Origin of the sequence: Natrinema limicola JCM 13563, from assembly GCF_000337475.1 — an archaeon.
Taxonomy (GTDB): domain Archaea; phylum Halobacteriota; class Halobacteria; order Halobacteriales; family Natrialbaceae; genus Natrinema; species Natrinema limicola.
Window position 1 is genome coordinate 22,526 of record NZ_AOIT01000048.1, and the last position, 6,449, is coordinate 28,974.

4 protein-coding genes and 1 pseudogene are annotated in these 6,449 nt (G+C 61.5%); 4 read left to right on the forward strand and 1 reads right to left on the reverse strand.

Going from position 1 to position 6,449, the window contains the following annotated elements; genetic code table 11:
• The first annotated feature begins 645 nt into the window (after positions 1-645).
• Genes pdhA through C476_RS11890 form a run of 3 tightly spaced genes read left to right on the forward strand, consistent with a single transcriptional unit; the run spans position 646 to position 4,361 of the window.
• A complete protein-coding gene (gene pdhA / locus C476_RS11880; RefSeq protein WP_008013238.1) occupies positions 646-1,752 on the forward strand; it encodes a pyruvate dehydrogenase (acetyl-transferring) E1 component subunit alpha in 1,107 nt (368 codons plus the stop codon).
• Between the two features lie 4 nt (positions 1,753-1,756).
• Positions 1,757-2,752 (forward strand): alpha-ketoacid dehydrogenase subunit beta, encoded by a 996-nt coding sequence (locus C476_RS11885; RefSeq protein ID WP_008013239.1) that lies wholly within the window; start codon positions 1,757-1,759, stop codon positions 2,750-2,752.
• Between the two features lies 1 nt (position 2,753).
• Positions 2,754-4,361 carry a 2-oxo acid dehydrogenase subunit E2 gene (locus tag C476_RS11890; protein ID WP_008013241.1) on the forward strand — a complete coding sequence of 536 codons (1,608 nt, stop codon included), beginning with the start codon at positions 2,754-2,756 and terminating at the stop codon, positions 4,359-4,361.
• 36 nt (positions 4,362-4,397) lie between these two features.
• Here C476_RS11890 and C476_RS11895 read toward each other — a convergent pair whose 3' ends face one another.
• On the reverse strand, positions 4,398-5,552 hold the full coding sequence (locus C476_RS11895; RefSeq protein ID WP_008013244.1) for a hypothetical protein: 1,155 nt from the start codon (positions 5,550-5,552) through the stop codon (positions 4,398-4,400).
• Positions 5,553-6,101: 549 nt separating this feature from the next.
• Between C476_RS11895 and C476_RS11900 the strand changes: the two are divergent.
• Positions 6,102-6,362, forward strand: a pseudogene (locus tag C476_RS11900) (phage tail sheath family protein); the annotation flags it as partial.
• Positions 6,363-6,449 lie beyond the last annotated feature (87 nt).

Genomic DNA, 6,449 nt, shown 5'->3' on the forward strand with positions numbered 1-6,449 from the left:
TCGCGGTTGGTACGGATGCGACTGCAGTGGTGACTGCCACGGAGACGAGACCGACTGACGGAATAACGAATCCGGCAACCAAATAAGAACAGATCCAGATACCAAAGCCGGAGAGATATCCCATCCAGTGAACGACTCGATGGTGACGACGGAACGGACAAAACCCCTGATAGACGTTCGAAACCATCGACAGTGCTGTTATTGTCAGAATATACGATTTTTTCGATTGTCTGATCCCGGAATTCTGACTCGCGGCGGATCGAAACCGGTCTGATGGAGTTGCTAGACCGCCAGATCAATCGTACTTGAGCACCTCGAGCGGGAACCTGACGTCGACAGGAAGATAGCTCGAGCGAAAGATCGCGATCGGAGTACACGTCAGCCCAACGGTGTCGCTGCTCCGGCCCCACCACCGACCGATCGTAATCGAACTTCACTTTTGTCCAGTCTCGGCTCCGATTCGGTTACTGAAATTCGACAAACAAAAATGAATAGCCAGTTTCACGCATTTCTATCCAGATCTGTCGGCCATCATACAGTGGCTTCCCGAATGCTTGGCAAGAATCTCACCGATAGTAAACTATTTTGGGAAACTCCTTTACCCTGAGCGGTCGTGTGCTAGGGTATGTATAGGTGGGTTCTCCCGTGAGTACGATACAGCGCGATCCCCGCGAGCGAGTCCAGATACTCGACGATGCGGGCCGGGTCCGAGAGGGTGCCGACGTCCCCGACCTCACCGAGGACGAACTCGTCGAGATGTACGAGCAGATGCGGCTCGTGCGCCGCTTCGACGAGCGGGCCGTCAGCCTCCAGCGCCAGGGGCGGATGGGAACGTATCCGCCACTGTCCGGCCAGGAAGGCGCACAGGTCGCCAGTGCTCACGCCTTGGACACCGACGACTGGGTCTTCCCCAGCTACCGCGAACACGGCGTCGGCCTCGTTCGGGGGCTCTCGCTCGAGCGAACGCTGCTCTACTGGATGGGCCACGAGCGGGGGAACTACATGCCCGAGGACGTCAACATCTTCTCGGTCGCAGTTCCCATCGCCACCCAAATCCCCCACGCGACGGGGGCGTCCTGGGCATCGAAACTCGACGGCGAGGAGAAGGCGTTCATCTGTTATTTCGGCGACGGGGCGACCTCGGAAGGTGACTTCCACGAGGGGTTGAACTTCGCCGGCGTCTTCGATACGCCGACCGTCTTCTTCTGTAACAACAACCAGTGGGCCATCTCAGTCCCCCGCGAGCGCCAGACGGCAAGCGCCACCCTGGCTCAAAAGGCCACCGCCTACGGCTTCGACGGCGTGCAAGTCGACGGGATGGATCCACTGGCAGTGTACAAGGTCACCCGCGAGGCCGTCGAGAAGGCGAAAAATCCCGACGAGGACGAACCCCGACCGACGCTCATCGAGGCGGTTCAGTACCGCTTTGGCGCTCACACCACCGCCGACGATCCGTCGGTCTACCGGGACGACGAAGAAGTCGAGCGCTGGCGGCAGAAAGACCCCATTCCGCGCCTCGAGACGTACCTGCGATCGAACGGGATGCTCGACGACGAGCAGGTCGACGCGATCGAAACCCGGATCGAAGACGACGTCGCGGACGCGATCGACGCGGCTGAATCGTTCGAACGGCCTGATCCCGACGAGATCTTCGCCCACGTTTACGAGGGAATGCCCCGGCGACTACAACGGCAACTCGAGTACTTCGAATCGATCCGCGAGCAACACGGCGACGACGCGCTCCTGGAGTGAAACGATGGCCACACAATCACAAACTGAGAACCTCACGCTGGTCGAGGCGGTCCGGGATGGACTGCACACGGAGATGGAACGCGACGACGACGTCATCGTCATGGGCGAAGACGTCGGCGAGAACGGCGGCGTCTTCCGCGCGACTGACGGCCTCTACGAGGCGTTCGGTGAGAACCGGGTGATCGATACGCCGCTTGCGGAATCGGGGATCGTCGGCACGGCGATCGGAATGGCAGCCTACGGAAAGCGGCCAGTTCCCGAGATCCAGTTCATGGGATTTATCTACCCTGCATTCGATCAAATCGTCTCGCACGCGGCGCGCCTGCGGACGCGCTCGCGCGGTCGGTACACGTGTCCCATGGTCGTTCGCGCCCCCTATGGCGGTGGCATTCGCGCACCCGAACACCACTCAGAGTCGACCGAGGCGATGTTCGTCCACCAGCCCGGGCTCAAGGTCGTTATTCCCTCGACCCCCGCCAACACCAAGGGACTGCTGACCAGCGCCATCCGAAGTCCAGATCCGGTGATATTCCTCGAGCCGAAGCTCATCTACCGGGCCTTCCGCGAGGAGGTTCCCGACGAATCGTACGAGGTGCCACTCGGCGAGGCCGCAGTCCGCCGCGAGGGATCCGATATTTCGGTCTACACGTGGGGTGCGATGACCCGGCCGACGCTCGAGGCAGCCGAGAACCTCGCCGATGAGGGAATCGACGCGGAAGTCGTCGACCTGCGGACGCTCTCGCCGTTAGACGAGGAGACGATCGTCGACTCGTTCAAAAAGACCGGCCGCGCTGCGGTCGTCCACGAGGCACCCAAGACCGGCGGGTTGGGTGCCGAGATCACCGCGACCCTCCAAGAGGAAGCACTGCTCTACCAGGAAGCGCCTGTCAAACGCATCACCGGCTTCGACACGCCGTTCCCGCTGTACGCACTCGAGGACTACTACCTGCCAGAGCCAGCGCGTATCGAGGACGGCATCCGGGACGCCGTGGGGTTCTGACATGGTCCGAGAGTTCGAACTTCCCGACGTTGGCGAAGGCGTCGCCGAGGGGGAGCTGGTCTCGTGGCTGGTCGATCGGGGTGACGAGGTCGCGGAGGATCAGCCGGTTGCGGAAGTCGAGACGGACAAGGCCCTCGTAGAGGTACCCGCGCCGGTCGACGGCACTGTCCGGGAGTTACACGCCGAAGAAGGGGAGGTCGTCCCGGTCGGAACCGTGATCATCTCGTTCGATGTCGCGGGCGACGGCGCGGCCAAAGCGACCGAAACGGCCACAGACACTGCCGAAAGCCCCGGCGCGACTGGAGCCGAGAGAGACGAGGGCGAGGCGTACGACGAACGGATCTTCGCACCGCCACGCGTGCGTCGGCTGGCCCGCGAGGCAGGACTCGATCTCTCGAGCATCCAGGGAAGCGGTCCTGGCGGTCGGATTACGACGGCCGACGTACGGGCAACCGCCAGCACCGCCGAGACGGGACAGGAGCGATCCCGCTCCCAAGAACCTGTCGCCGATGCCGAACCCGCGACTGCTGATACGAGCGAGGGCGACACCGCGATGGCCGACGAGGCCGCGTCGACAGCACCCGATCGAGCCACAGCATCGGCGCGACTCGAGGCCGCCGATCGCGAGACGACCCTGGCAGCACCCGCGACCCGGCGGCTCGCCGAGGAGGAAGGCGTCGATATCGACGCCGTTCCGGCGACCGAAGAGCGTGACGGTGAGGCGTTCGTCACACCCGAGGCGGTTCGGGAGTACGCCGAGGTCCAGCGCCGGGCCCAGGAGAGCGAGGCGCGACGCGTCTCGGAAGACGCGAGCGGTGCAACCGCGAGCGCGGATCGCGAGGCAATCGAAGCGGGCGAGCCGGGTAGGACGGCAGAGGCCGACTTCGCTCCCGGCGAGCGCGAACGTCGGGAGCCGTTCCGCGGCGTTCGCAAGACGATCGCCGAGGCGATGGTCGAATCCAAATACAGCGCGCCTCACGTCACCCACCACGACGAGGTCGACGTGACCGCACTCGTCGACGCACGCGAGGAACTCACTCCTCGCGCCGAGGCCCGGGGCATCCGGCTGACTTACATGCCGTTTCTCATGAAAGCCGTCGTGGCGGCGCTAAAAGAACACCCCGAGATGAACGCCGTCATCGACGAGGATGCCGAAGAAATCGTCTACCGTGACTACTACAATATCGGCGTCGCGACCGCGACCGACGTCGGACTGATGGTGCCGGTCGTCGAGGACGCCGACCGGAAAGGACTCCTCCAACTGTCCTCGGAGCTGAACGAACTCGTCCAGAAGGCCCGCGACCGAACGATCAGCCCCGACGAGCTCCGCGGGTCGACGTTTACGATCACCAACGTCGGTGGCATCGGTGGCGAGTACGCCACGCCCATCATCAACTACCCCGAAGCAGGCATCCTCGCGATCGGCGAAATCAAGCGCAAACCACGCGTCGTCACCGACGCAGATGGGACGGAATCGATCGAACCCCGCTCGGTGCTAACGCTCTCGCTGTCGTTCGACCATCGGCTGATCGACGGTGCCGTCGGCGCTCGGTTTACAAACACCGTGATGGAGTACCTCGAGAACCCACACCTCCTCTTACTCGAGTGACTCGCGTGTCCGTCGGCGCGGTACCGACGCCCGTCGTCACTCGTCCGGAACGATAGTGACGAGCACGTCGAGTGCGTCTGCGGCCTCGCAGACGCGATCCTGTGTTTCTGCCAGGGCGAGAATCGAGCCGTCGTCCTCGAGCGTCTCCTGAAGATCGGAGACCGATCTGAGATAGCGCTCGAGACTGGCTTCGGTCGTCGCTCCCTCGAGTCGGTCGCCGAGTTCGATCAGTTGCTCGAGGACCTGCCGAACGTGACTGCGGTAGGCAGCCTCGCTCTCATACACCTGTCCGCTGGCTGTGCGAGCGGCCGTCACGATCTCACGAGCGAGTCGGCTGGCGTCGCCCTCGCTCATCCGCCGTTCTAACCGCTCGGCGAGGGCGTCGAACACGCGCGCCCGCTCTGTGAGCGTCTTGCGCATGATATATCGGGTCAGCGTAGCCTGCTTTCGTGTGACTTGCTCGACTTCGGCCTCGAGGGCGTCGAGTCGGTCTGAAACCGCCGTGATATCGTCCGGGATGTCGGGCGGCTCCCGTTCGACCGGCGTTCGATGGGGGTTGTCGGTGTCCGTGATATGGTCGATGATCGTCCCAAAGAGCAGTTCGTGGTCGTAGACGAACTCCCGAGGTGCCGACGCCTCCGAGTCCGTCCAGCCACCGTCGGGCGTCCGCTCGAACGAGCCGAGAAACACGCCCGTCTCCGAGTCGGACGGAATCGACGACCGGTACTGGTCGTGGTATCGCTTGAGGAGGCGCTGAGAAAACGATGCTGTGTCGACACCGTCCGTCTCGATGGTCGGGATCTCGACGGACAACCGTTGCGTTCGGTCGTCACCCGTCCCCTCTCGATACGTCAACTCGAAGCTTTCGAGCGTCCGGTTCGCCGTCGATTCGTCGTCGATGGCATCGTCAGTATTTGGGACTGGGACAGGTTCCAGTTCGATCTCGTCGTACCGAATGTAGAGTGAGAGTTCGTTTCCAGAGGGGTGGGGAAGCGACGCCGTCGTTACCTGATCAACGACGATCGGTCGGCCGTTTCCATCCAGCGCGATGCCGGGCTCGATCGTCACCTCGAGTCCGTCGTCAGTCTCGCTGATCGATTGCACCTCGAGTCCGTGGACGACACCACGTCCGGCCACGAACCGGGCAAGCGTGTGCAACCGCTCGGCGTGGTACTCCTGTTCTGCTTCCATATCGCGGGGAGTCATCAGTTTCCCGCTAAAGAAGCGGTTCTTCCGAAACTGAGAGAGACGACCTCGTTCTCCAGTACCGTGGCCCGTATCGCGATTCATGTCGATCAGGTAGCGTTTCGTGCGTATTTAATCATGGCGGAAGCATAGAAATGAGTAGGCGTTCATACTGAAATATATGGGGGCGACAACGGTAGCCAACGAACTGTTTTCGGTCCGAGTGCCGTAAGCGAGAATCGCGGACGATGCGATCGGTGTAGCAGACGGTCTACTGTCAGTCAGTGCCGGTTCACCCGCGGCCGTCCTGTGGGTGCACCGAGAACCAGTGACAGTAACCCGTCTCTCTCGGTGCAGTTGTTACTGTAGTCGCATCCGATCTTCCATTCTTCATTTCACTCCATCAGCCACAGCATTTTGCAAATGAAAACGCCTACGAGATGTCTGTAAATTACGGTAGCAGGCATTATTTCCAACTATTTTAAAGAAGTAAGTTTTATATTCTATGTGTATGAATATAGTATCGCCACACCACTGATTGGAGGAGTGACACAAATGCCAGAATACCTCTCACCAGGCGTATACGTCGAAGAAGTCGACAGCGGCACCAAATCCGTCGAAGGTGTCAGCACCAGCACTGCTGGCTTCCTCGGTGAAACGGAGCGCGGTCCTGTCGAACCGACACTCGTAACGAATTTTTCGGAATTCAAACGCACGTTCGGCTCGAGTCCACAATCATCTGACCTCGACGTGGCTGTCGACGGGTTCTTCAAGAACGGCGGGAGTCGCTGCTACGTCGGTCGCGTCGCGGCCGCCGCTGTAGCTACGAATGACAGAACCCGTGCACGGAATCTCAACATCGATTAACTGACCGGTGGGGGACGATTCGTCCCCCACTGTGAC